Annotated in this window: 22 protein-coding genes and 1 tRNA gene; 13 read left to right on the top strand and 10 right to left on the bottom strand. The window is 61.9% G+C overall.

Annotated elements, in window-relative coordinates; translation table 11 throughout:
• Positions 1-49: 49 nt before the first annotated feature.
• The 3 genes from P3T21_RS20545 (at position 50) to P3T21_RS20535 (ending at position 1,818) form a co-directional block, all read left to right on the top strand.
• A complete protein-coding gene (locus P3T21_RS20545; protein ID WP_429257778.1) occupies positions 50-613 on the top strand; it encodes a ferritin-like domain-containing protein in 564 nt (187 codons plus the stop codon).
• A gap of 114 nt (positions 614-727) precedes the next feature.
• On the top strand, positions 728-1,360 hold the full coding sequence (locus tag P3T21_RS20540; protein WP_429257777.1) for a response regulator: 633 nt from the start codon (positions 728-730) through the stop codon (positions 1,358-1,360).
• Positions 1,361-1,368: 8 nt separating this feature from the next.
• Positions 1,369-1,818: a response regulator gene (locus P3T21_RS20535; RefSeq protein ID WP_429257776.1), complete on the top strand. Its 450-nt coding sequence runs from the start codon at positions 1,369-1,371 to the stop codon at positions 1,816-1,818.
• A gap of 42 nt (positions 1,819-1,860) precedes the next feature.
• On the opposite strand, the gene P3T21_RS20530 is transcribed toward P3T21_RS20535, so the two are convergent.
• The 7 genes from P3T21_RS20530 to P3T21_RS20500 form a co-directional block, all read right to left on the bottom strand.
• Positions 1,861-3,066, bottom strand: coding sequence for an MFS transporter (locus P3T21_RS20530; protein ID WP_429257775.1), 1,206 nt, complete (start codon positions 3,064-3,066; stop codon positions 1,861-1,863).
• Between the two features lie 185 nt (positions 3,067-3,251).
• Positions 3,252-4,079 (bottom strand): phosphodiesterase, encoded by an 828-nt coding sequence (locus P3T21_RS20525; protein ID WP_429257774.1) that lies wholly within the window; start codon positions 4,077-4,079, stop codon positions 3,252-3,254.
• Between the two features lie 52 nt (positions 4,080-4,131).
• Entirely contained in the window at positions 4,132-5,172 is a 1,041-nt protein-coding gene (locus P3T21_RS20520) for an ABC transporter ATP-binding protein (protein ID WP_429257773.1), read from the bottom strand.
• Complete coding sequence (locus tag P3T21_RS20515) at positions 5,169-6,101, bottom strand: ABC transporter permease (protein ID WP_429257772.1); 933 nt, start codon at positions 6,099-6,101, stop codon at positions 5,169-5,171. Before P3T21_RS20515 ends, P3T21_RS20520 begins: the two co-directional genes overlap by 4 nt.
• A 20-nt stretch (positions 6,102-6,121) precedes the next feature.
• Complete coding sequence (locus P3T21_RS20510) at positions 6,122-6,946, bottom strand: ABC transporter permease (protein WP_429257771.1); 825 nt, start codon at positions 6,944-6,946, stop codon at positions 6,122-6,124.
• Between the two features lie 82 nt (positions 6,947-7,028).
• A complete protein-coding gene (locus P3T21_RS20505) occupies positions 7,029-8,045 on the bottom strand; it encodes an ABC transporter substrate-binding protein (protein ID WP_429257800.1) in 1,017 nt (338 codons plus the stop codon).
• 97 nt (positions 8,046-8,142) lie between these two features.
• The gene (locus P3T21_RS20500) at positions 8,143-9,198 is read right to left on the bottom strand and encodes a LacI family DNA-binding transcriptional regulator (protein ID WP_429257770.1); all 1,056 of its coding nucleotides are present in this window, start codon (positions 9,196-9,198) and stop codon (positions 8,143-8,145) included.
• A gap of 151 nt (positions 9,199-9,349) precedes the next feature.
• Here P3T21_RS20500 and P3T21_RS20495 point away from each other — a divergent pair.
• A tRNA-Leu gene (locus P3T21_RS20495) sits at positions 9,350-9,434 on the top strand.
• 123 nt (positions 9,435-9,557) lie between these two features.
• Here P3T21_RS20495 and P3T21_RS20490 read toward each other — a convergent pair.
• Complete coding sequence (locus P3T21_RS20490) at positions 9,558-10,499, bottom strand: LysR family transcriptional regulator (protein ID WP_429257769.1); 942 nt, start codon at positions 10,497-10,499, stop codon at positions 9,558-9,560.
• Positions 10,500-10,690: 191 nt separating this feature from the next.
• Here P3T21_RS20490 and P3T21_RS20485 point away from each other — a divergent pair, with 191 nt between their 5' ends.
• Both P3T21_RS20485 and P3T21_RS20480 read left to right on the top strand, forming a co-directional pair.
• Positions 10,691-11,710, top strand: a complete 1,020-nt coding sequence (locus tag P3T21_RS20485) for a zinc-dependent alcohol dehydrogenase family protein (protein ID WP_429257799.1) — start codon at positions 10,691-10,693, stop codon at positions 11,708-11,710.
• An 89-nt stretch (positions 11,711-11,799) separates the two neighbouring features.
• On the top strand, positions 11,800-12,939 hold the full coding sequence (locus P3T21_RS20480; RefSeq protein WP_429257768.1) for an ABC transporter substrate-binding protein: 1,140 nt from the start codon (positions 11,800-11,802) through the stop codon (positions 12,937-12,939).
• Between the two features lie 63 nt (positions 12,940-13,002).
• Here the strand turns inward: P3T21_RS20480 and P3T21_RS20475 are convergent, their stop codons facing one another.
• Together P3T21_RS20475 and rpiB are read right to left on the bottom strand one after the other, a co-directional pair.
• Positions 13,003-13,989 (bottom strand): sugar-binding transcriptional regulator, encoded by a 987-nt coding sequence (locus P3T21_RS20475; RefSeq protein WP_429257767.1) that lies wholly within the window; start codon positions 13,987-13,989, stop codon positions 13,003-13,005.
• Positions 13,990-14,076: 87 nt separating this feature from the next.
• Positions 14,077-14,547, bottom strand: coding sequence for a ribose 5-phosphate isomerase B (rpiB, locus tag P3T21_RS20470; RefSeq protein ID WP_429257766.1), 471 nt, complete (start codon positions 14,545-14,547; stop codon positions 14,077-14,079).
• Between the two features lie 287 nt (positions 14,548-14,834).
• Here rpiB and P3T21_RS20465 point away from each other — a divergent pair, with 287 nt between their 5' ends.
• The 7 genes from P3T21_RS20465 to tkt all read left to right on the top strand — a co-directional run bounded on the left by P3T21_RS20465 (position 14,835) and on the right by tkt (position 22,967).
• A complete protein-coding gene (locus P3T21_RS20465; protein ID WP_429257765.1) occupies positions 14,835-16,313 on the top strand; it encodes a sugar ABC transporter ATP-binding protein in 1,479 nt (492 codons plus the stop codon).
• Positions 16,310-17,296 carry an ABC transporter permease gene (locus tag P3T21_RS20460; protein ID WP_429257764.1) on the top strand — a complete coding sequence of 329 codons (987 nt, stop codon included), beginning with the start codon at positions 16,310-16,312 and terminating at the stop codon, positions 17,294-17,296. Before P3T21_RS20465 ends, P3T21_RS20460 begins: the two co-directional genes overlap by 4 nt.
• 45 nt (positions 17,297-17,341) lie before the next feature.
• Positions 17,342-18,343, top strand: a complete 1,002-nt coding sequence (locus tag P3T21_RS20455; protein WP_429257763.1) for a substrate-binding domain-containing protein — start codon at positions 17,342-17,344, stop codon at positions 18,341-18,343.
• 15 nt (positions 18,344-18,358) lie between these two features.
• On the top strand, positions 18,359-19,129 hold the full coding sequence (locus P3T21_RS20450) for a GolD/DthD family dehydrogenase (RefSeq protein ID WP_429257762.1): 771 nt from the start codon (positions 18,359-18,361) through the stop codon (positions 19,127-19,129).
• A 26-nt stretch (positions 19,130-19,155) separates the two neighbouring features.
• Positions 19,156-20,163: a dihydroxyacetone kinase subunit DhaK gene (locus P3T21_RS20445; RefSeq protein WP_429257761.1), complete on the top strand. Its 1,008-nt coding sequence runs from the start codon at positions 19,156-19,158 to the stop codon at positions 20,161-20,163.
• Positions 20,160-20,831 (top strand): dihydroxyacetone kinase subunit DhaL, encoded by a 672-nt coding sequence (dhaL, locus tag P3T21_RS20440; protein WP_429257760.1) that lies wholly within the window; start codon positions 20,160-20,162, stop codon positions 20,829-20,831. The genes P3T21_RS20445 and dhaL overlap by 4 nt, the downstream gene beginning before the upstream one ends.
• Before the next feature lie 99 nt (positions 20,832-20,930).
• Complete coding sequence (gene tkt, locus P3T21_RS20435) at positions 20,931-22,967, top strand: transketolase (RefSeq protein ID WP_429257759.1); 2,037 nt, start codon at positions 20,931-20,933, stop codon at positions 22,965-22,967.
• Positions 22,968-23,074: the final 107 nt, after the last annotated feature.

Raw genomic sequence — 23,074 nt, 5'->3', positions numbered from 1 at the left:
TTTACGGCTCGCGCGCGGTTGCCATCAGATCAATACAAGGAGTTGCTAAATGTCGAAATCCTCTAGCGGGCACAGCGCGACGCAGGGCTCTTTTGTGATGGATGTAAAGAAAATCCGAGAACAGGCGCGCCAGCATATGTCCGAAGGCTCGGTCACGCAAAGTTATGCGGCGGATCGCGAAACGGTGCTGAAGCTGCTGAACGATTCGCTTGCCACGGAAATCATCTGCGTGCTGCGGTACAAGCGCCACTACTTCATGGCGAAAGGGATCAATTCGGAAGGCGTTGCCGCCGAATTTCTCGAGCACGCCAACGAAGAGCAGGGTCATGCCGATACACTCGCCGCACGCATCGTACAGCTGGGTGGCGAACCGGATTTTGAGCCCAATGGCCTGGCCGCCCGTGCGCATTCGGAGTACAAAGTGGGTAAGGACCTCACGGACATGATCCGCGAGAACCTGATCGCCGAGCGCATCGCCATCGATTCGTATCGCGAGATCATCAATTACATCGGCGACAAGGACGTGACGACACGCCGTATATTCGAGGAAATTCTCGCCGTCGAGGAAGAGCATGCGGACGATATGGCGGACCTGCTCGAAGGCAGGCAATGAGTGTGGGCGTGTGAGACGGTGAACGCGCGTGAGTGATGTTCCGACGTGCGTTCGCGGTTTTATGCCACTACACCAGGTGTTCTGGACAGGCCACCCCAGCACGGATGGGAACCGATGATTCGAGTCTTGATAGCGGACGATCACGCAATCGTACGAGGCGGATTCAGACAGTTTGTCGCCGATGAGCCGGACATGTGTGTCGCGGCGGAAGCATCCACCGGCGATGAAGCGATCAGTCACGTCCGCGAGCAGGCCTTCGACGTGGTGTTGCTCGACATCGCGATGCCCGACAAGAACGGCATCGATACGCTGCGCGTCATCAAGCAGGTGCGCCCGGAGCAGGGCGTGCTGATTCTCTCCGGCTATCCGGAGAGCCAGTACGCGATCAATCTGCTGCGCGCGGGCGCCAACGGTTATCTGAATAAGGACTGCGAGCCCGAAGAGATTGTCCGGGCGATCCGCGCGGTGGCGCGTGGACATCGTTATTTATCGGAGACGGTGGCCGATACGCTCGCCAACAAGCTCGACAGGCCGACCGCGGGCCAGCCGCACGAGCAGCTGTCGGAACGGGAATTCCAGATTTTCTGCAAGCTTGCGGCAGGGCAGATCCCCACCGATATTGCCGAAGAACTGCATCTCTCGGTCAAGACGGTCAGCACCTATCGCGCGCGCGTGCTGGAGAAAATGCATCTCGCGAACAACGCGGATCTGACGTATTACGCGATCAAGAACGGCCTGATCGAGTAAGACACGCAATGGCAACGAGTCCAATGAGCCGCGAAACCGAACCCCTTTCCGACGAACCCCGCAACGCGCCGCTACGCGTGCTGCTGATCGAGGATTCGGCACTGATCCGGCGCAGTCTGGTCGAAGCAATCGATGCCTCTGGGACGCTTCAGGTGGCCGCGTACGCCGATACCGCCGACGAGGCCATCGCACTACTTACCGACGAGCAGTTCGACGCCGTGATCGTCGATCTGCAGCTCAAGCACGGCTCAGGCGTACCAGTGCTGGCCTATCTGCAACGCGAAGGGTTGATCTACACCACCTTCGCCGCTGTGCTGACGAACCACGCCTTGCCTGCCTATCGCGCGCGCTGCGAGCAATACGGCGTGCGGCACTTCTACGACAAGTCGTTCGAGTTCGATCGTGTGATCGACGCGCTGCACGACTATGCGCAGACGCGGGGCACCGGGCCCGCCTGATTTTCGTCTGGCAATCACCGGTCTCGCATGTGCGGAGCGGCTTCAGGAAGCTGTCACCGCGGCCGGACGTCCACGCGCATGATTCCATGCCGCGAGCGCCGCGCACAGTAACCCTGCAACGGATACGCCAATCCATCCGAACGCGTGCCAGGCGACAGCGCCCACCGCCGACCCCGCAGCACCGCCGATGAAATAGCACACCATGTAGACGGTATTCACGCGACTGCGTGCTTCCGGCTTCAACGCGTAGATGCGCGACTGGTTCGAAATCTGCGCAGCCTGCACGCCGACATCGAGCACGATCACGCCGACAACCAGCCCGGCGATGCTCGCACCCGATACGGCGAAAATCACAAACGATACCGCGACCAGTCCGATCGCGAGCGAGATGATCGAGCGGGGCCCGCGCCGGTCGGAGAATCTGCCGGCAAGCGGCGCGGCCAACGCGCCCGCCGCGCCGACGATGCCGAAGAGTCCGGCCGCCTGCGGTCCCAGATGAAATGGCGGCCCCGCGAGCAGCAGCGATAGCACTGACCAGAAGATGCTGAACGCGGCAAAGAGGGCCGCGCCGGTAAGCGATGCTTCGCGCAGTCCGCGATGCTCGACGGTCAGATGCCACATCGACACAAGCAGCTTGCCGTAGCCAAGCGTCGATGTGGGTTTGCTGTGCGGCAGACGCATCACGATCACAACCGCGAGCCCGAGCAGCGCAACGATCGAAGCGAAGAACACCGCGCGCCAACCGAGGTATTCGGCGATAAAGCCGGCGGCCGTCCGTGCGAGCAGGATGCCGAGCAGGAGGCCGCTCATCACGGTGCCGACGGCGTGTCCACGAGCGGACGGCGGCGCGAGTTCCGCGGCGAACGGCACGGCCTGCTGCGCGATCGTTGCGAGCACACCGATCGCGAGACTCGCGACGATCAGCACCACGAGGGTCGGTGCGGTGGCGGCCACGAGCAGCGAGACGCACATGCCAGCGGTCTGCAGCAGGATCAGGAGACGCCGGTCGAAACGGTCGCCGAGCGGCGCGAGCAGCAGCATCCCGACCGCGTAGCCGAGCTGCGTGACGGCCGGCACCGCGCCGATCCACGACGCGCTGTGCGGAAACGATTGACGGAAATCGTCGAGCAGCGGCTGGTTGTAGTAAATGTTGGCCACCGCGACGCCGGCGATCGTCGCGAGCAGCAACAGCAGGCTGCGCAGCGAAGCAGGGGACGGGGCGGTGGCGCCTGGATCAGGTGTGGACATGGGAGTACGCAGCGGCGAACGGTATGAGCGCAGACAGCACATCATTCCGCGGATCGGACAGGGTCGGGCAGCGGGTCGGACAGCGAATCAGAACCGCGCCCCTGAGCGTGCCGATCATACCGGAGCGCGCCATACCTTGCTGGGCGCGCTTTCGCACCGGGGGGCGCACGGCCTCCCCTGTACGATCAGTCGATCAACGCGCCCTCCGGCTCATAGAACGGATACGGACCATCGGCGGCATCGACGTACGCGTGATGCGTGACGATGCCAGTGGCCGGTTCGTAGCGATGCAGCGCGAAAGCGGGCGGTTCCATCATGAAGGCGGACGGCGCATCGTCACGCAGGTCGAGCGCGACCTGATGCGCGGGCGCGGGCACAGCCGATGCAATCGTGCCGCCGAAGCGCACGAACATCGGGCGATGTACGTGGCCGCAGATCACGCGTTCGACATTCGGATGTCGCGCGATCAGCGCCGCGAGACGCGCGGAGGCGGGCGGATCGAGGCGCACGCGGTCCATGTGACCGATGCCGCACTCGAACGGCGGATGATGCAGCGCGACGATCACCGGCTTGCCGTGTGCGGCGTCGAGTTGCGCGGCGAGCCATGTGAGACGCGCGTCGCATAGCTGCCCGGCGCTCTGGCCCGGTTGAAGCGAATCGAGCGCGATCACACGCACCGGACCGACGTCGAGCGCGTATTGCACGAAGTCGCCGCCTTCAAAGAGTTCTGCCCGTTCGGGAAACACCTCGCGCACTTCATCGCGCCCGTCGTGGTTGCCGAGCATCAGGTAATAGGGAATGTCGAGCGTGGCGAGTAGCGACTTCAGATGGCGATACTGCCCGACCGTGCCCTGATCGACGAGATCGCCCGTCATGAGCACCGCATCCGGGCGTGGGACCAGCGCGTTGAGCCGCGCGATGCAACGCGTGAGCGCGGCCGCCGTGTCGACGCGGCGGTAAGCGAGCACGCCCGGGTTCTTGATGTGCAGGTCGCTGATCTGGGCGATGAGCATGGGAAATGTCCTTGCGTGTTGGGTCAGACGATTGAACACTAGTATCGCATCGTCACGGCAGAGCGATCAGCGCATCCTGCGCGATCGACAGCCCGACGGGCGTACCGCGTGCCAGTTCGACGCGTCCGGCGACATCGACGATGAGCGCATCCGGCGCGGCGCCGCGAATCGTGAGCCGCGTACGTTCGCCGAGGAACGACGCGCCTGCGATCGTGCCGCGTAGCTGTGCGTGCGCAGGATCGGCGAGGTACGCATCTTCGGGGCGGAAAAACAGTTCGCGCATGCCGGCGTCATACGGGCGTGAGGTTGGCACGGCGCCGCCAGTCGTCGTCAGCGTGCCGTCGCGCCATTCTCCTGCAAGCCGGTTGATCGTGCCGACGAACCCGGCGACCGCCTTGTTAGCGGGCCGGTAGTAGATGTCGCGCGGCGTGCCGATCTGTTCGATGCGCCCCGCGCTCATCACGACGATGCGATCACCGAGTTCCATCGCTTCGGCCTGATCATGCGTCACGTAGACCGTCGTCACGCCGAGATCGCGCAGCAGCGTGTTCATCTCGCTGCGCAATGCGTCGCGCAGACGCGCGTCAAGAGCAGTGAGCGGTTCGTCGAGCAGCAGGACGCGCGGCTGCAACGCGAGCGCGCGGGCCAGTGCGACGCGCTGGCGCTGGCCGCCTGAGAGCTGGTCGATGGGTTTGTCGGCGTGATCGGTGAGACGCATCATCGCGAGCAGTTCGTCGACGCGATCGCGCAATGTCCGGGCCGCGACGCGCCGGATTTTCAGGCCGTAGCCGATATTGCCGCGCACGTTCAGGTTCGGAAACAGCGCGTAGCTCTGGAACACCATGCCGACGTGGCGTCGTTCGATGGGCAGCGCGGTCACGTCCTCGTCGCCGAACAGGACGCGGCCGCCGGCGTCCGGCGTTTCGAGGCCGGCGATCATGCGCAGCGTCGTGGTCTTGCCGCAGCCGGACGGCCCGAGCAGCACGAGCGTTTCACCCGCTTCGATCGAGAGATCGAGCGGTTCGAGTACGCGTGTATCGCGAAACGTCTTTGAGCAACGGCTCAACGTGATGGGAACGGAGGCGAGTTTCATGGCGTGTCGTCCGGGCGAATCGGTGTAGCAGGCGGGGAGGGCAGGTGTTGTGCGCGGCGTTTCGATGCCGTACGACGTTGCCCCGTGGCATCGACGCCGAGCCATTGCATGGCGATGAGAAGCGGCATCGTCATCAGGAAGAACAGGATGGTGTACGCACTGCCGATTTCGATGCGCAGCGACGCATACGTGTCAGCGAGCCCGACGGGCAGCGTTTTCGTGTCGGGCGTATGCAGCATCCACGTGAGGTTGAATTCGCCGATTGACAGCGTGAGCACCGCGAGCGCGCCCGCGACGATGCCAGGCTTCGCATTCGGCAATACGATCGTGATGAAGCGCTGAAAGAACGTCGCACCAAGGCTCGCCGCGCCTTCTTCAAGCGTGCGCAGATCGGAGCCCGCGCATACGGCGGAGACCGCGCGCACCATGAACGGCAGCGTAAACACGACATGCCCGACGACGATAAACGCGACGCTCATGCGAAACATCGTCCATCCGCCGTACACGACGAGCAGCGCGAGCGCGGAAGCGAGACCTGGCAACGCAACGGGCAGCACGAGAAATTCTTCGATGACACGCGACAGACGCGTCTTGCTGCGCGCAAGCGCATAGCCTGCAGGGACGCCGGTCAACAGCGTGATCGCCAGCGTCGCCGCAGCGACTTCGAGCGACAGAAACACCGACGCGTGATATTGCGTCCACACTTCGGCGAGCCAGCGTAGCGTCAGACCGCTCGCGACGCCCTGAAAATAGTTGACCGTCAATCCCGCGACAATCGACATCACGACGGGCACGATCAGGAACGCGCACAGCAGCAGCGTGACGAGCCATTGCCCGATGGCGAGCCATGTGCGCATGGAAGGAAGCTTTGAAACGCGCCTTTGAGCGGGCGTAGGGTCTGTAGCGGCGTTCTGCGTGATGGAGTTCATGACGTGCCGATCCTCCTGCATCACGCGGTAGCGGCGACAGCCGCGCCGGTCGCACTGCGCGCCAGCGCCAGCACCAGCCACGTCACGACGCCGAGCACGATCGACAGACCCGCCGCCGTCACCATGTTCGCATTGAGCGTGAACTCGGTGTAGATGGTCATCGGCAGCACGTCGATGTCGGTGGCGAGCGTGAAGGCGGTACCGAACGCGCCCATCGCGGTCGCGAAACACACCGCGCCCGCAGCGATCAAGCCTGGCGACAGCGCAGGAAAAACGACATCGCGCATGATCTGCCAGGGCGATGCGCCGAGCGAACGCGCGGCTTCTTCGAGCGAAGCGTCGAGCTTCGTCGCGGATGCCATCACCGTCACGATCACGCGCGGAATCGAGAAATACAGGTAGCCGAGAAAGAGCCCGCTCATCGAGTAGGCAAAGACCCAGCGGTCGCCAGTGAGCTTCATCGAGAGCGCGCCGATCAGACCTTGCCGTCCCGCTAGCATGATCACCATGAAGCCGATGACCACGCCCGGGAACGCAAGCGGGAACGTCAGCAGCGCAAGCAGCGTGCGCTTGCCGGCGAATTCACGACGCGCGAGCAGCAGACCCGAAATCACCGACAGCACGAGCGTGGTCAGCGTGACTGCAGCGGACAGTGTGACCGTCGCGCCGAGGCTGCGCATATAGCGGCCGTTGATAAGGAGCATGCGGTACGTTTCGAACGCGTGGCCATCGGCGCTGACCTGCAGCAGCGCAACGATCGGCAGCAGCCAGAACGCGATGAAGACCGCGAGCGCGGGCGCGAGCAGCGCGATGCGCCAGCGCAGCGGGAAAGTGATGTCGTGCATGACGGGTTCTGGAAGCGCGTGAACAGGGATGCAATGCGACCCGGGCGTGCATGCGTCTATGCCGCGCGGGTCGCACCTTCACTTAATGCATGATCTGCAGATAGCGTTCGCCGAAGCTGGGCTGCTTTTCGGCCATCTTCGCGAAGTCGACCGGCTGCGCGCGAGCGTAGTCGCTTGCCGGCAGGAATTTCGAAGCCGCCTCGGCGCTCATCGCGCCTGCACGCACCGGGCGCAGATACGCATTCGCCCACAGCTTCTGGCCTTCGTCGGACAGCACGAAATCAAGTACCTTCTTGCCATTTGCGTCGTGCGGCGCGCCCTTTACGAGGCTCATCACATACGGTACCGAGATCGTGCCTTCCTTCGGGATCACGAATTCGACGTTCGCGTGATCCTTGTACTTCGCGCGATACGCGTCGAAGTCATAGTCCAGCAGGATTGGAATCTCGCCGGACAGTACGCGCGCATAGGCTGTCTGCTTCGGCACGATCGGCGCGTTCGCCTTCAGCTTGCGAAACCAGTCGAGGCCCGGCTCGAAGTTATCGAGCGTGCCGCCGAGCGCCTGGTTGACCGCGACCGCGCCGGCATAGCCGACGAAGGCGCTCGACGGATCCAGGTAGCCGATCATGCCCTTGTACTCAGGCTTCAGCAGATCGGCCCACGAACGCGGCACCGGCTTGCCTTCGAGCGCGTCCTTGTTGACGAAGAAGCCGAGTGTGCCCGAATGGATCGTGAACCAGTAGCCCTGCGGATCCTTCAGGTTCGCGGGGATGTCGTCCCAGTGCGCCGGTTTGTATGGCTGGATCACGCCCTTGTCCTTCGCCTGGAAGGCCGACGAGACGCCCAGATACACGACATCGGCGACCGGGCTTTTCTGTTCGGCCATCAATTGCGCGATCGACTGGCCCGAGTTCTTGTTGTCGTACGGCACGCGAATGCCGGTCTTTTGCTGGATCGCTGCGATCTGGCTCGCCCAGTCGGCCCATTCGGGCGGGCAGTTGTAGCAGATCGCGGTTTCTTCGGCGTGAGCAATGGGCGCGGCGAACAGGGCGGCCGATGCGACCAGCGTAATACCCGCCACGCTGGCCAACCGGCGCAGCAGTGAATCGATAAGGAAGGGACGACGGATCACAACAGGTCTCCTTTCAAGGGAAAAGTAAAGGCGCATGGATGAAGCGTGGGTTGTGTGCTGGATTTCATCGGCCGGCCTGCGGCAGCGCACGTGCGGGGGTGACGTCGCTTGCGTTTGCGATGGCGGCGATGGTCGCGCCGTCGCGCAAGGTGTGCGGCAGGGTCAACGACAGCGACGCACCGCTTTCGTACGTGCCTTCGATGCGGCCTGTGAGTCTTCGCCAGGCCGCGCAGCCGATCTCGCGATTCGGCGCGCAGATGCTTGCCAGCGGCGGCGATAGCAGTTCGCCGACCGCGAGCCCGTCGAAACCGAGAATCGACATATCGCGCGGCATGTCGACCTGCGCGCGGCGCAGGCCGCGCATCACGACCATCGCGAGCAGGTCGTTACTGCAGAAGAGGGCAGTGGGGCGCGTCGGACCATTCGTCAGATGCGCGAGCACCGAAGGCGCCAGTTCGTCGGCGTTGAAATCGATTTCGAGCGCGGGAGCCGGCTGAAGGCCGGCCTGCTGCATCGCCTGCGTGTAGCCGACATGGCGCAGCCGCGCACGGTCCGACGCCGCGAGCGTGCCGGCAAGCATCAGGATGCGGCGGTGTCCGTGGGCGATCAGCATGCGCACGCCGTCGAACGCGGCGAGCCGGTTGTCGACCGATACTGACGGACGGCGCACCGTATCGTTGTGCATCAGCACGTAGAGCGAACCGTCGCGGTCGAGTTCGTCGAGGGCGGGGTGCGTATCGGCGTCGGCGACGGTCAGGATCAGGCCTTCGACACGTTGCGTGCGCAACGTTTCGATCGCGTGGCGTTCGCGGTCGGCGTCGTATTGCGTCGTCATCAGCATCAGGCGGTAGCCTTGCGCCGACGCGAGTTCGTCGATGCCCTGCAGGCATTCGGCGAAGACCGGATTCGCGAGCGTCGGCAGGACGACGCCGATGAGGCGTGATCGCTCGCCGCGCAGCTGGCGGCCGAGCGGGCTTGGACGGAAGTGGAGCGCGTCGATGGATTGACGCACCTTGTCGAGCGTGACGGGATTGACGGTGTGCGGCGCATTGATCGCGCGCGAGACCGTTGCAATCGAGAAGCCCGCGTGCGCCGCGACATCCTTGATCGTAGGAATCATTTTCCGCCCCGTGTTGTAAACGTTTTCGTCGAGCGGATTATCTGGAAGGTTTGTGACCTTGCGATGACGCTATGGGTACGCTGGGGCGGCGTTTGGGGGCTTGCAGTCTGGCCGGGGCGGTGACCGGTAATGGTAGAATCGCGTCCGCGCTGCCGGGGTGATGAAATTGGTAAACATAGCGGACTTAAAATCCGCCGCTTAACAGCTTGCCGGTTCAAGTCCGGTCCCCGGCACCAGGCATTCTTCCGACAGATTCCGACGGCGTCTAAAAACCCGCGACAGCACGAGGCTTCGCGGGTTTTTTATTTCCAGAGCTGAAGGCCGGCGCACAGATCCTCCAGATCGATGCGCTCACCGGTTCATTCGACGAGGTCTGCGCAGATGTCTCGTTGAATGGTCCATGGCGAACGTGGATTGAACGCGGCGATGAGAAAATCGGTCATGACCCGCACCTTTGCCGGTGGTGCACGATCCGGCGAGCGAACCAGGTGTATGCCTCCGAGGTCCGCAGTGCGGACGTCGAGCGTGACCTGCTCCAGTTCACCTCTCCGGATGGCGTCGGCAACGATGAATTCGGGCTCGTAGAGAACCCCGAGGCCGGCGATGGCAGCCGCGACGAGGGCATCGCCGTTGTTGGTCCGCAAGGTTCCCTTTACGGCGACGCGCCTGTCGCCGTCCTTGCCGAACCGCCATTCGTCGGGCCGCGAGATGCTGGAGAAAGAGACGCTCAGGCAATTGTGAGCGGACAGATCGGGCCAGAGCGCTGGACGTCCGTGCTGCGCCCAGTAGCCGGGAGCAGCGCAGACGATCATGGCGCTTTCGGCCAGCCTGCGGGAGACGAGGCGGTTGTCCTTCAGGCGCCCCACCCGGATCGTCAGATCCCAGCCTTCCTCCATGAGATCGACGACGCGATCGTTCAATCCGAGATCAACGGTGACCCCAGGGTGTTGCTTGCTGAAGGCCGGGATGAGTGGTGCCACGTAGCGAACACCGAACGAAAGGGGGGAATTCAGCCGGAGCAGCCCACTCGCATCGATCCGCTGTGACGCGATCAGGGCCTCCGCTTCCTCCAGATCAGGGAGGAGCCGGTTGCACGTTTCCAGATATTGCTGGCCCGCTTCGGTGAGCGTGAGCTTGCGGGTGCTGCGATGAAACAGGCGCACGCCCAGGCGCTGCTCCATTGCATCCAGGTGCTTTGTCGCCATCGCCGGAGACAGGCCGAGCTGCCTGGCGGCGGCAGACAGGCTTCCCGCTGTGGCGGCACGGGAGAACACCTGCATTCCCGTAATACGATCGAGCATTGCGATTTCCTGCTCTGGTTAAAAACTGAATCGCCTGGTCGACAGATTATCAGTTCAGAGGTGGAACCGTACATTAGCCTCATTCAGTTGATTGGCCGCATATGCGGCAAGAATGGGCAATGAAAACTTCGACATATGGTGAACGGGGATTTTCCAATCGCACTTCGCCGCGCAGTCTGCGAGGCGGTGTGGTGAAGGCTTATCAAATCCAGGCCGGCGCTGGCATTGCCGGACTTGAACGTGTCGAACGCCAGAGCCAGGACCCCGGTGCCAGCGAAATCAGGGTGCGCGTTGACGCTGCCGCACTGAACCACCGTGATCTCAGTTTCGCGCGGGGCCAGTTCTATAGCCCGCCCAGCTATCCGATCATCCCGCTCGTCGACGGATACGGCGAAGTCATCGCCGTCGGGGAAGCGGTCACTCGTTTCAAGGCAGGCGATCGCGTCATCACAAGCTACTACCCCCGATGGATCGACGGTGCGCTCTCCCCCAGCAAGACAGCCGTGTCCTTCGGCGCCCAGTTCGACGGCACACTCGCCGAAGAGAACGTGGCCAGTGAGGAGGCTTTCGTGCTGGCCCCACGCAGTCTCGACGCCATTACAGCGGCAATGTTGCCTTGCGCAGGCGTGACGGCATGGAATGCGTTGTTCGTCGCCGGCGCAGTCAAACCTGGCGGCAGCGTGCTTCTGCTGGGAACCGGCGGTGTCTCGCTTTGGGCGCTACAGCTTGCCAGGGCCGCGGGCGTCTTCACGATCGTGACCTCATCTCAAGACGAAAAACTTGAACGTGCACGCTCGCTGGGCGCGAGTGCGACCATCAACTATCGGACTACGCCCGAATGGCAGGACGAAGTCTTGCGGCTCACGGAGGGTGCCGGGGTCGACGTCGTGGTCGAGGTCGGTGGCGAGGGCACGTTGGCGCGCTCCCTGAAGTCCGTCGGTCCCGGTGGGACGATTGTCGTGATCGGCCGGGTCAGCGGCGGGGGTGGCGTCTCGATCGAGCCCGGCGCGCTCATCGGCGGGGCAAAGCGCCTGGTCGGCATTACGGCCGGTAGCCGCGCGATGCTCGAACAGCTCGTCCGTTTCGTCGACGTCAACAAAATCCAACCTGCTGTCGACAAAGTCTTCCCGTTCGGTGAGGCTCCGTCCGCCTATGAGTATCTCGCGGGCGGGCGGCATTTCGGCAAGGTGGTGATAGACATGCGCGCATAACGACGTTCGTCTTCCGTTCCGGTAACAGGGGTTTTCCACGCGTAGTTTGGCTGCGATCGCTAGTGAAGCGATCAGCAAAGGAGTCGTGTATGAGATGGGTGTCAGCGTTGCTGGCGATGGGATTTGCGATTGCTGTTAGCCCGGCACTTGCGGTGGAGCCCATTCGGATCGGTGTCACAACCATCTTGAGCGGCCCAAATGCCGATCGCGGACAGAGCGAGCAGTACGGTATCGAACTGGCATTAGAGCGCATCAACGCGTCCGGCGGCGTACTCGGCAGACCGGTCGAGGCGTTCTACGCTGATAACGCCGCCGATCCGGCAACAGGTGCTGCGGTGGCGAAGCGACTCATTGAGCAGCAGCATGTTTCTGTGCTGCTGGGCGCGCTGGCGACACCTGTCACGCGTGCCGTGATGCCGGTAGCGAATGCGGCGAAGGTGCCGTTTGTGATCGACATTTCGGCCGGCCAGGAATTCGTCGACGCTGCCGGGTCCGGTGGTTACGACTACGTTTTCAAAACCAGCCCATCCGATGGCGATGTTGCGACTGCGATGGTGCAGTGGCTGAAGGCCCGGGACGTCAAGCGAATTGTCATCCTGGCGGATGACAATGACTTCAACCGCGCCAACGCAGTGGCTATGGAAAAGGCTGCGACGGCCGCGCGTATCCAGACGTTGGCCAGCGAGACCATTGCGAAGGGAACCACGGACCTTGCTCCTTCCCTGGAGCGATTGAAGGCGCTGCAGCCTGATCGCATCGTTACGCTTCTTGGCGTGTCCAGCGGAGCGTTTTTCCGTGCTTATGAGCAAACCGGCGGAGAGACGCCTATAGCTGGTCGCGTTGATTTCATGGCGGCGATGGCGAATTTGTCGCCCCAGTTTGTGGCGGCTGGCGGGCTCGATCGGGCCGCAGGGATTTCAGTATTTACACCCTTGGCTTCCGGGTCTGGCGTGCAGGCGTTCACGGCTTCTTATCGAGAGAAATACGGGCTCGCTCCCACCCAGCGATCGATCTTCGCGTTTGAGGCGACGGAACTTGTGATCGACGCGATCCGCCGCGCGAAGTCGGATGATCCCGTCGCGGTGCGGCAGGCACTGCGATCGACACAGATGCCATCTATGCTTGGCGGGACCTTTGCGATGGACGATCACAATCATTCCCACGTCATGATGCAGATCGTTGGTATGCGCGGCGGCAAGCTCGCAGTTCTCGAGCAGGTCGGGAAGTAGTCTGCCTGGACCGTGTGCTGCACAGGTTTGCGCGTCACCTACACGGGCTATGCAGACGGTTTTTTACCGGGTAGCCAGTTCCGGATGCTGCGGCGAAGGCTGATTGCGTGTCGCGTCTTCCAGGCTGACAATCGATTGAGCAATGGCTTCCGTTGTTGCGAGCGTGTTGATCGCGCCTGTGCGCAAAGCGCCGAGGACGGCGGTTGTCTTCGTATTTTCGCTGGCTACCGCAATCACGTTCGGAATGCGCTTCAGGTCTTCCAGGCTAAGACCAATGACCCTGTCGCGAACGGGAGTGACAACTGGACGGCCGGCAATATCGATGAAGTGGTAGCCCATCAGGTCTCCGACTGCTCCGCACTTGCGGAGCTCCGCGATCTCGTCCGGCGAAAACCAGCCGGTGCGGACCATGTTGCTATCTTCATTGATGTCGCCGACCCCAACGAGCGCGATGTGTGCTCTACGTGCCTTGTCAAGCGTGGGTTTGACCGCGTCGTTGTGAAGCAGACCCTCACGGACGTTGGGGTCGCCCACCAGCGCCGGCGCGTAAAGCGTCTCGCTGCCACCGCCAAAGCGGGCAGCAAGCCGGCGGCTGATGTGGTCGGCATTCATGACCTCGCCGCCCCGGTAGAACCCGCCGATGGCGCAGACGAAGGTCGGAGAGCGCTGCGTTGACGAGATCGCATGCTCCGAGATCGCGTTGATATTGCGACCGATACCCACGGCAACGATCATGTCATTCGCGAGAATGCGATCCAGATGACTGGCGACCAGGCCGGCAAGCAGTTCGCGCTGCTTGTCCTGGTCCTTGTGATTGATGGACACGATCGCCTTTTCGATCCCGAACCGATCGATCAACTCACGTTCGAGGTCCCGCGTATCACGTGGATGGTGCCTTACGCGAATTTCAACGATGCCTTCTTCCTGCGCACGCTTCAGAAGACGGCCTATCTTGGCTCGAGAAAGCGAGAACTGCTTCGACAGATCTTCCTGCGTCAGTCCGTCGACATAGTAAAGCGTCGCCAGACGAGTCAGTTCGTCGGTGGTCATATGATTTGTCTCATTCCCATTCGGCTGGATATAACGTGGCCTGCCGCTGAGCCGGTGGGCTATTGACTGATGACCTGGTCAGCCAGTTCATGCAGTCTTGTTGTTGCGGGGTAACAGGTGGCCATCCTCATATTCCTTGATGCGGTTCACCTTCGGGACGGAGCGACCGCCATCGAAGCTCGCACCAAGCCATGTGTCGACAATTGCTTTCGCGAGTTCAGGGCCGACAACGCGAGCGCCAATTGTAATGATTTGCGCGTCATTGCTCCTGCTCGCGCGCTCTGCCGAGTAAGTGTCGTGGCATTGCGCAGCGCGAATGCCGTGCACCTTGTTAGCGGCGATTGCCATGCCAATCCCTGTTCCGCACATCAGAACAGCACGATCAAACTCCCCTTGCGCAACCTTTTCGGCCACTGCGAACGCGATGTTCGGGTATTGAACCGGTTCCGCCCCGTGTGTTCCGAAATCGGTGACGTCCAGTCCCTTGCCGGTCAAATGTTGCTTGATCAGTTCCTTCAGGTCAAATGCGGCTTCATCGCATCCGATTGCCAGCTTCATATTTAACTCCAGTTATCCGGGATTGCTCAATGCACGATTGAACAAATGTCCATAGTTGATCAAATTCTCATTCGTGCGCGTGTGAATGTCAAGGCCGCAGGTATGCGTTTTTTCTACGACCGATCCGGACGCAATCGGCTGTCATCGCCACGCTGCAGCAGATCTGGTAGTGGGGCTTTATTAGGGGTAAACCACGTGTTCGCAGTAATTGACAGGTGTGAAACGCGAATCTACGATGTCATCCAACTGCTCAAATGTTCAACAACGAGCAAATGTTAGGAGACAAAGTGGACGACCTTCTTGTGGAAGCCAGTGGAGTACAGAAGGCATTCAATGGCGTTCGGGCGCTCGAGGATGGCCGTCTGAGCCTGCGGCGCGGGAGTGTTCACGCGCTGTGCGGCGGGAATGGCGCCGGCAAATCGACCTTCCTCGGCGTCGTCATGGGCATCACCCAGCGCGATGCTGGAGAAATCCTCTTCAAGGGGCGAAGCGTCAATTTCCAGACGCCGGCCGAAGCGCTCGACAATCGCATCGCGATCATTACCCAGGAGCTTTCGCCGATTCCCGGCATGACCGTCGCCGAGAACCTGTATCTCGGTCGCGAGCCCCGCAGGGCGGGTGTGCTGGTCAGATTTGCGGCGCTCGCGAGGCAGGCGCAGGAACTGCTGGACCGGCTTGCTTTTCCGGTCGACGCGCGGGCGCGAATGTCATCGCTGAGCCTCGCGCAGATCCAGCTAGTCGAGATCGCCAGGGCATTCAGTCGCGACTGCGACGTGATGATCATGGACGAGCCGACTTCAGCGATCGGCGAGCGCGAGACCGAGGTGCTGTTCAACGCGATCCGCAACCTGACGGCGCAGGGGACCGGAATCATCTACGTGAGCCACCGGCTCTCGGAAATATTCCAGATTGCCGACGACTACACGGTCTTTCGCGACGGACGGTATGTCGACAGCGGGCGTATCGCCGACATCGACCGCGCCTGCCTGGTGAGCACGATCGTTGGCCGCAAGCTTCAATCGGCCGGCAAGATTCGCAGGCCTGTGGGCGCGCCCGTACTGGAGTCGACAGGCCTTTCGCGGGCGTCGGAATTCCGCAATATCTCGCTCACCGTTCACCAGGGAGAAATTCTTGGCATATACGGACTGATGGGCGCGGGCCGCAGTGAATACCTCAACTGCATGTATGGGCTGACCCGTCCCGATAGCGGTGAAGTCAGGCTCAAGGGCCGCGCATTGCCGGCTGGACATCCCCGCAAGGCCATCCAGGCAGGGCTGTCGCTCGTAACGGAGGACCGCAAGGAGACGGGCCTCGTGCTGTCCGCGTCCGTGCGGGACAACATCTCGTTCTCCGCGTACAAACGCCTGTCGCGCCTGTCTCTGATCAACCGTCGAAAGGTGAAGACCCTCGTCGATACGATGGTCGATCGCATGCGGATCAAGACGAGTTCAGTGTCGCTTCCGGTCTCGTCGATGAGCGGGGGAAACCAGCAGAAGGTTGTACTCGCGCGTTGTCTTTCCACCGAGCCCACGTGCCTGCTGTGCGACGAACCGACCCGGGGCATTGATGAAGGTGCCAAGCGCGAGGTCTACAAGCTGCTCGACGACTTCGTATCGAAAGGGGGCGCCGCCATGGTGGTGTCTTCCGAGGCACAGGAAATTCTGGATGTCAGCGACCGCATCGCCATTTTCAAGTCGGGGCAGTTGGTCACCGTGATCGACGGCCATACCACCACTCAGGAAGATCTTCTGCACCTCGCATCATGAATACTCATACCACTTCCCTGAAAGCCCCGGCGAGCCAAAGCCGTTCCACCCATATGCGCGATATCTACCGGCGCTACGGCATCGTCGCAGTGCTCATCGTCCTGTGCATCGTGCTGTCTTTTGCGAACCAGTACTTTCTGACGCTTGGCAACATCGCGGACATCCTGCGGCAGACCTCGATCAACGGCATCCTGGCCGTGGGGATGACTTATGTCGTTCTCACCGCGGGCATTGACCTGTCGGTCGGGTCCACGCTCGCTCTCGCCGGCATCATCAGCGCCAGTCTCGTGACCGGTCCGCATCCGCACGGCGCGGCATTCGGACTGATGGCAGGGCTTGCCACAGGCGCTGCGGTTGGCGCAATCAACGGCTTGCTCGTTGCCCGTCTCTCGATTCCTCCGTTTGTTGCAACGCTCGGCATGCTGAGCGCGGCGCGGGGACTGACCTATATCTATAACGATGGCATGCCGGTGACCGACCTGCCAGACGCATACCTGACCATCGGCACGGGTGCGATTGCCGGGATACCGGTGCCGATCATCGTTTTCGCGCTCGTCGTCGTGCTGTTCTGGTTTGTCCTGCGCTATACGACTTACGGCCGCTACGTTTATGCAGTGGGCGGCAACGCAAGGAGCGCCAAAACGAGCGGTATCTCGACCGGAAAGATCATGTTTTCCGTCTACGTGATCGGCGGGCTGCTCGCCGGTCTCGCCGGAATTATCCTCGCCGCGCGCACGACATCGGCTTTGCCGCAGGCCGGCATGTCATATGAACTCGATGCGATTGCGGCCGTCGTGATTGGTGGAACGAGCCTTTCGGGCGGCACGGGGTCGCTCGGCGGAACCGTTGTTGGCGCGCTGCTGATCGGTGTCATCAATAACGGACTGAATCTGCTGGGCGTGTCGTCGTATTACCAGCAAGTTGTGAAGGGCGTCATCATCGTCGGTGCCGTCCTGCTCGATGCTTCGCGCAAGAAGCAATAACCTCAACCCCAAAAGAAACAATCTGCAAATATTCAGGAGACTTCGATGATTTCGTGGAAAAAAACCGTGCTGGCCTGCGCAGTGATGGGCCTCACCTGTACCGTGGCGCAGGCCAAGCCCATCCGTATTGGCGCGGCGGTGTATGGCCTCAAGGGCGAGTTCATGCAGATGTGGACCAACGCGCTTAAGGCACAGCCCGCGGTCAAGGACGGCACGGTGCAGCTCACGGTATTCGACGGCAACTACGACGCGCTCACCCAGAGCAACCAGTTCGACACGATGATCACGCAGAAATACGACGCGATCATTTTCGTGCCGATCGACAAGGCGGCGGGCGCCGCCGCCGTGGCGAAAGCCGCCGCGGCACACATTCCGGTTATCGGATCGAATACCCTGGTGTCCGGCGACAAGCTCACGTCCTATGTTGGTAGCAACGACGTGATCGCGGGACAGATGGAAGCGGAGGCGATCGTCAAGGCAATCGGCGGCAAGGGAAATGTGGTGATCCTCGAGGGTCCGATCGGTCAGTCCGCGCAGATCGATCGTTCGAAGGGCATCCAGGACGTGCTGTCGAAGACGCCGACCGTCAAGGTGCTCGAGCATAAGACGGCGAACTGGTCGCGTGCCGAGTCGCTGGCGCTGGTCGAAAACTGGCTGACCGCGCATCCGGGGCAGATCACCGGCATCATTGCGGAGAACGATGACATGGCGCTCGGCGCTATCCAGGCCCTGAAATCGAAGGGCCTCGATCCGAAGAAGGTCCCGGTCGCCGGTATTGACGGAATTGTCGACGGTATCGCGGCAGTCAAGCGCGGCGAAATGACAACCTTCTTCCAGGACTCGCAGGCGCAGGCGCAAGGCGCGCTAGACGTCGCGCTGCGTACGGTCGTCGGTTCGACTTACAAGCCGCGCTCGGACGTCTGGGCGGGATACGGCGCGAAGATGCCCTGGGACGACGGTACTGCGAAGTCCTACGCGGTGCCCTGGACGCAGGTCACGCCGGCAAATGCCCAGGAGATTCTCAACAAGATTCCCAAGAGTAATTAATCAAGGAGTGGAGCGATGTCGGTTAATTCAACGACCCCTTTCGATATCACGGACCGCATCGCGGTCGTGACCGGTGCGGCAAGCGGTATCGGGTTTGCCGTTGCCGCGTGCCTTGCCGCCGCGGGTGCGCGCGTCGCACTGCTCGATATCAACCCGGCCGTCGAGGCCGTCGCCCGGACGCTGCCAGGTGGCCCCGGCCGGCACGTGGGTATCGCAGCGGATATCACCGCCGCCGGGGCATCGGATAACCTGGTGCGGCGCGTGACCGAAGCGTTAGGCCCTGTCGACATCCTGGTCAACAATGCCGGCGTCGCTCTGCTTGATAACGCGGAAACACTGTCCGAAGAAGCCTGGGACCGGACGATGACGATCAACCTCAAAGCGCCGTTCCTCCTTGCGCAGGCCGTCGGCAAGCAGATGATGGGCCGTGGCGGTGTTGGCCGGATCGTGAATCTGGCTTCCCAGGCGAGTGTTGTCGCACTGGAGCGTCATGTGGCGTACTGCGCGAGTAAGGCGGCAATCGTCGGTATGACAAAAGTGCTCGCGCTCGAATGGGCAAAGCACGGCATTACGGTCAACGCCGTTTCGCCCACGGTCGTCGACACCGAACTGGGCAGGAAAGCCTGGGCGGGTGCGGTGGGCGAAGCGATGAAGGCTAAAATTCCTGCAGGGCGATTCGCACGCCCCGACGAAATCGCCGCGTTGATCCTGTATCTGGTCAGCGACGCGGCGGCCATGGTCAACGGCGAGAACATCGTGATTGATGGCGGCTACACCGCCCAGTAACACTACTCAAGATGTAAAGGAACGGTATGAATCGCGTCATTAACAACCCTGATCTCGTTGTCGAGGACATGCTCCGCGGCATCCTCGCGGCACACCCGGAGCTGCGCGCCGCACCGGAGAATCCTCGCGTTGTATCGCATGCGCACGCTCGCCAGAAGAACCGCGTGGGTATTGTGACCGGCGGGGGATCAGGACACGAACCGGCTTTCATCGGCTATGTCGGGCGCAACCTGGTGGACGCCGTGGCCATCGGCGAAATCTTCTCGTCGCCGACTGCGAAATCATTCTTTGACGCTTTCAAGGCGGCCGATAGTGGCGCAGGCGTAGCGTGTCTTTACGGCAATTACGCCGGCGACAATATGAACGTGAAGATGGCGATGAAGCTGGCCGAGCGCGAAGGCATTCGCGTGCGCACGGTTGTCGCAAACGACGATGCCGCATCGGCGCCGAAAGACGAGATCGAAAAGCGGCGCGGCGTTGCCGGTGAAATCGTGATGTGGAAGGTCGGCGGCGCGCGGGCGGCCCAGGGTGCCACGCTCGATGAAGTGATCGCCGCGGCCCGCAAGGCCGTGGACTCGACCCGCTCGATCGGTATCGGCCTGTCCGCCTGTACGATCCCGGCGGTCGGCAAGGCCAACTTCGTCATCAAGGATGGCGAAATGGAAGTCGGCATCGGTCATCATGGAGAGCCCGGTATCCTGGTCCAGCCTACTGTTCCCGCGCGAGACATGGCGAGACTGATGCTCGACAGGCTGCTGCCGGATCTGCCGTTCGCCAGAGGCGACAAGGTATCGGTACTGTTGTCCGGTCTTGGCGCGACGCCGGTGATGGAGCAATACATTCTGTATGGCGAGGTCGCCGACTATCTGCGCGAAGCGGGAATCGACATCCAGTTCTCGTTCGTCGGCAATCTGTTCACCTCCCTGGAGATGATGGGGGTAACGCTGACCTTGACGAAGCTCGACGATGAACTGAGCGCCTGCCTCGCTTATCCATGTCAAAGCATCGGACTCAATGTGGGAGACGCACGATGACTGAAACCGTTAAATTGGCCGACGCTGGCGGAGTCGTCGTCGATCTCGTTCGCATCATCAATGCGAATCGCCAGTATCTGAGCGAAGTCGACGGCGCAATCGGCGATGGCGATCATGGCATCAACATGAGCAAGGGCTTCACCCAGTGTGGTGAACATCTTGCCGCACACGGAGCGGTACCGTCGCTCCCGGTGGCCCTGGGTGATCTGTCCTCGGCGCTCATGGAAGGGATTGGTGGTTCGATGGGGCCGCTCTACGGGACTTTCTTTCTCGGCATGAGTGACACGCTTGCGGACCACGCCGAGCTCGACAAGTCCCTTTTCTATCGGGCGCTCGTTGCCGGTATCGCCTCCGTAGAGGAGATCGGCGATGCGAAGGTCGGCGACAAGACACTGATCGACACGCTGGTTCCTGCGCGTACGGCGTATGAGGCGGCGCTGGAAGAGGGTAAGAGCTTCCGGGAATGCATTGGTGCGATGGTGATTGCCGCTGAAGCCGGGATGAATTCGACGCGCGACCTGCGCGCCCGTATCGGACGGGCAGCCCGGCTGGGCGACCGTTCGATTGGCGTGCTGGACGCTGGTGCGTGTTCCTGCTTCCTGATCCTGCGCAGCATGGGCGAATCGATCACGCATCTGCTGGACAGCACGGCGGTGCCCGCTGCCTGACGTCGTAACCGTACCCGAAGACCAGATGCCGGAGCCTCGTCGAGAAAAACGCGCGGGGCTCCAATATATTAATTTAGGTATACGAAATAATGGTGATTCATGCCTCATGCTAATCCGACCCGGACCGAACTTGCCAACGCAGTGCGGTTTCTGGCTATCGACGCCGTCCAGGCCGCGAATTCCGGACATCCCGGTATGCCGATGGGAATGGCGGATATTGCCGAAGTACTGTGGCGCAAGTATTTGAAGCATGATCCGGCGGCGCCGGATTGGGTTAACCGGGATCGCTTTGTGCTGTCAAACGGTCATGGTTCGATGCTGCTCTATGCGGTGCTGCATCTGAGCGGTTACGACCTGTCGATCGATGATCTGAAGCGATTCCGGAAATGGCAGTCGGTCACACCCGGGCACCCCGAACGGGGCTTGACGCCAGGTGTCGAGACGACCACCGGCCCGTTAGGGCAGGGTCTTGCCAATGCCGTCGGCATGGCGATGGCTGAACGGTTGCTGGCGACCGAATTCAACGAGCCGGGATTCGATATCGTCGATCACCACACCTATGTGTTTCTCGGCGACGGCTGCCTCATGGAGGGCGTCTCGCATGAAGCATGCTCGCTCGCCGGCACATGGCATCTCGGCAAACTCATCGCGCTTTATGACGACAATGGCATTTCGATAGATGGCCATGTCGATGGCTGGTTCACCGACCAGACCGCGATGCGGTTCCGCGCATATGGCTGGCATGTCGTCGAAGGTGTGGACGGACATGATCCGCTGTCGATCGAGCAGGCGATCGAGGCAGCGCATGCGGAGCGTGACCGGCCGACCTTGATCTGCTGCAGGACGGTGATCGGACATGGCTCGCCCAATCGGGCCGGCACTCACGACGTGCATGGCGCCCCGCTCGGCGCCGACGAAATCGCGGCCACGCGAGCGCATCTTGGCTGGAATCACGCGTCATTCGAGATTCCCGAACCCGTTCGCAGCGCATGGGATGCGCGAGCAGCGGGCCGTGAACGCAACTTGGCCTGGCGCACGCTGCTCGAAGCTTATCGCACCCGCTTTCCGGAAAAGGCCGATTACTTCGAATCCCGTATGCACGGCAGTCGCCGCGAGCGATCCGCCGAAGTGATCGAACGCCTGCTGGAGGGCGGTGACTGGTTCGAGCAGAAGATGGCGACCCGCAAGGCGTCGCAGAAATGCCTTGACCTGCTGGTGGGTCGACTGCCTGAACTTCTGGGCGGCTCGGCAGACCTGGCGCCGTCGAATCTCACCATGGTGCCGGCTTCCCGTGCGGTCGTACCCAACAGCACGAATGGACGTGGAAACTACATCCACTACGGCGTTCGTGAATTCGGCATGGTCGCGATCATGAACGGTGCTGCCCTCCATGGCGGTTTTCTTCCGTATGGCGGAACCTTCCTGGTGTTTTCCGACTACGCGAAGAATGCGCTTCGCATGGCGGCGCTGATGCACCTGCAATGTGTCTATGTCTTCACCCACGATTCGATTGGTCTCGGCGAGGATGGGCCCACCCATCAACCGGTCGAGCATGCGGCGATGCTGCGCCAGATTCCGGGGATGAACGTATGGCGACCGGCGGACACGGTCGAAACGGCATTTGCATGGGCGGCAGCACTGGAGACCACTGACGCGCCGACCGCGCTGCTGCTTTCGCGCCAGAATCTGCCGCCGCTTTCCCGCAGCGCCCAGGCGAAGGCACAAATCCGGCAAGGCGGTTATGTGCTGTCGGAGGCTGTCGGCGGCAAGCCGGAGATCGTTCTGATCGCGACAGGTTCCGAAGTGGAGCTGGCGCTGAAGGCGCAGACTGCGCTCGCCGATCAGGGCATTGCCGCACGGGTCGTTTCGATGCCGTCGACCACGACCTTCGATAACCAACCGCTTGCGTACCAGGTCTCCGTTCTGCCGCCAAAGATCCGGCGCGTGGCAGTTGAAGCGGCAGCTGGCGATTTCTGGCGGAAGTACGTCGGCTTGAGCGGCGCGGTGGTCGGATTGTCGCACTTTGGCGAGTCGGCTCCAGCCGAGACGTTGTACGAAGCGTTCGGTATTACGGTGGACGCGATCGTGGACGCAGTGAGCCGCACGCTCGAGCTGGAACAGGGGATCGTTGATTAGCCGCGTCGCGCGCGATAGTGCCAGAACGGCCGACGCCAGAACGATGTCGTGATCGTTCACGAGATCAATTTAACGACGTTCGCCGCACGGCGACATTACTTCCTGGA

This window comes from Paraburkholderia sp. GAS334, assembly GCF_050436625.1.
GTDB lineage: Bacteria > Pseudomonadota > Gammaproteobacteria > Burkholderiales > Burkholderiaceae > Paraburkholderia.
The sequence above is the reverse complement of the archived record's forward strand: the minus strand, read 5'-3'. Positions and strand labels throughout refer to the sequence as shown.

Excerpts from the sequence above, each read along its gene's own strand:
- P3T21_RS20545 (WP_429257778.1), top strand. The coding sequence starts at position 50 with ATGTCGAAATCCTCTAGCGGGCACAGCGCGACGCAGGGCTCTTTTGTG.
- P3T21_RS20540 (WP_429257777.1), top strand. The coding sequence starts at position 728 with ATGATTCGAGTCTTGATAGCGGACGATCACGCAATCGTACGAGGCGGA.
- P3T21_RS20535 (WP_429257776.1), top strand. The coding sequence starts at position 1,369 with ATGGCAACGAGTCCAATGAGCCGCGAAACCGAACCCCTTTCCGACGAA.
- P3T21_RS20530 (WP_429257775.1), bottom strand. The coding sequence starts at position 3,066 with ATGTCCACACCTGATCCAGGCGCCACCGCCCCGTCCCCTGCTTCGCTG.
- P3T21_RS20525 (WP_429257774.1), bottom strand. The coding sequence starts at position 4,079 with ATGCTCATCGCCCAGATCAGCGACCTGCACATCAAGAACCCGGGCGTG.
- P3T21_RS20520 (WP_429257773.1), bottom strand. The coding sequence starts at position 5,172 with ATGAAACTCGCCTCCGTTCCCATCACGTTGAGCCGTTGCTCAAAGACG.
- P3T21_RS20515 (WP_429257772.1), bottom strand. The coding sequence starts at position 6,101 with ATGAACTCCATCACGCAGAACGCCGCTACAGACCCTACGCCCGCTCAA.
- P3T21_RS20510 (WP_429257771.1), bottom strand. The coding sequence starts at position 6,946 with ATGCACGACATCACTTTCCCGCTGCGCTGGCGCATCGCGCTGCTCGCG.
- P3T21_RS20500 (WP_429257770.1), bottom strand. The coding sequence starts at position 9,198 with ATGATTCCTACGATCAAGGATGTCGCGGCGCACGCGGGCTTCTCGATT.
- P3T21_RS20490 (WP_429257769.1), bottom strand. The coding sequence starts at position 10,499 with ATGCTCGATCGTATTACGGGAATGCAGGTGTTCTCCCGTGCCGCCACA.
- P3T21_RS20480 (WP_429257768.1), top strand. The coding sequence starts at position 11,800 with ATGAGATGGGTGTCAGCGTTGCTGGCGATGGGATTTGCGATTGCTGTT.
- P3T21_RS20475 (WP_429257767.1), bottom strand. The coding sequence starts at position 13,989 with ATGACCACCGACGAACTGACTCGTCTGGCGACGCTTTACTATGTCGAC.
- rpiB (WP_429257766.1), bottom strand. The coding sequence starts at position 14,547 with ATGAAGCTGGCAATCGGATGCGATGAAGCCGCATTTGACCTGAAGGAA.
- P3T21_RS20460 (WP_429257764.1), top strand. The coding sequence starts at position 16,310 with ATGAATACTCATACCACTTCCCTGAAAGCCCCGGCGAGCCAAAGCCGT.
- P3T21_RS20455 (WP_429257763.1), top strand. The coding sequence starts at position 17,342 with ATGATTTCGTGGAAAAAAACCGTGCTGGCCTGCGCAGTGATGGGCCTC.
- P3T21_RS20450 (WP_429257762.1), top strand. The coding sequence starts at position 18,359 with ATGTCGGTTAATTCAACGACCCCTTTCGATATCACGGACCGCATCGCG.
- P3T21_RS20445 (WP_429257761.1), top strand. The coding sequence starts at position 19,156 with ATGAATCGCGTCATTAACAACCCTGATCTCGTTGTCGAGGACATGCTC.
- dhaL (WP_429257760.1), top strand. The coding sequence starts at position 20,160 with ATGACTGAAACCGTTAAATTGGCCGACGCTGGCGGAGTCGTCGTCGAT.
- tkt (WP_429257759.1), top strand. The coding sequence starts at position 20,931 with ATGCCTCATGCTAATCCGACCCGGACCGAACTTGCCAACGCAGTGCGG.